We start from the raw sequence: 982 nt of genomic DNA on the forward strand, positions 1-982 counted from the left end.
GTTTTACCGGACACTGATGTTATTAAATCAACAAATTCAATTAGAAAGAAGCCAGATTGACATGATGTCGTTCATTTTAATATGGCATACTTTTTGGAATAAGTTTGGAAGGTTACAGGATTAGAAGAAACTTTTTGATAACTTTGCAACCGCGTTAGCGCTAAAGAACCCAAGTATTGGAATGAAGTCAATAGCGCAACACAATTTTTACTATTTCATTAAATTGGGGTCGACTGGTTTTGACAGCGAGATTTATTGAACGGTAAGCACGTCGTGTAATGAAATCGAAACACGTAAAAGACTATTTCAAACTTTTAAACGGCGAGAATAACTACGCTTTAGCTGCATAATCTGAATCACAGTAAGATTTGCTAGTCTCTACTAGGTAGGGAAGCTAAATGTCTCTTGAAAGCCCTGGTCAGCGGCGGTCAGCTTAGAGACATCGTAAATGTTGACATAGGGAGTGAAGCGCTTTGATTTGCTCTTGAAACTANNATCAAAACCCACCAAAAACCCTGTAATCATATGATTTACAGGGTTTTTCATTTTATTTGATGTCAGATAATTGCACACTAAATCATCTAAAAAGTGTGCAATTCGGTGTCCTTAGGTCTCGCTTAAAAATTGCACACTAATTCACTATAATTATCTGTTTTCCAGATATTTGAAAACTTTAAGAATTTGCATATTACTGGTCATTAGTGTACATTTAGTGTGCAATTTAATAGCTGCATTATGGAAGACAGGTTTAGCAGTACTTTTTTCATTAGAAAAAGCAGAAGCAAAAAGAGCAATAAATGTGATATATATTTAAGAATCACAGCTAATGGCAAGCGCTCTGAGATGAGTATCAATAGAAAAATTGAGGATAACCAATGGAACAAACGTTCCTCACGCGTGATGGGAAGAAATCACGATGCCGATATGCTTAACACATATATGGATATGATAACCTCTAAACTCAATAAGATACATCAAAGAT

The 982-nt window shown here is 35.3% G+C and carries 1 pseudogene; it reads left to right on the forward strand.

Annotation, left to right across the window (positions count from 1 at the left end):
- Nucleotides 1–735 precede the first annotated feature (735 nt).
- Nucleotides 736–982, forward strand: a pseudogene (locus JEM65_RS23040) (Arm DNA-binding domain-containing protein); the annotation flags it as partial.

It is taken from the genome of Gelidibacter salicanalis (assembly GCF_016469035.1).
GTDB lineage: Bacteria > Bacteroidota > Bacteroidia > Flavobacteriales > Flavobacteriaceae > Gelidibacter > Gelidibacter salicanalis_A.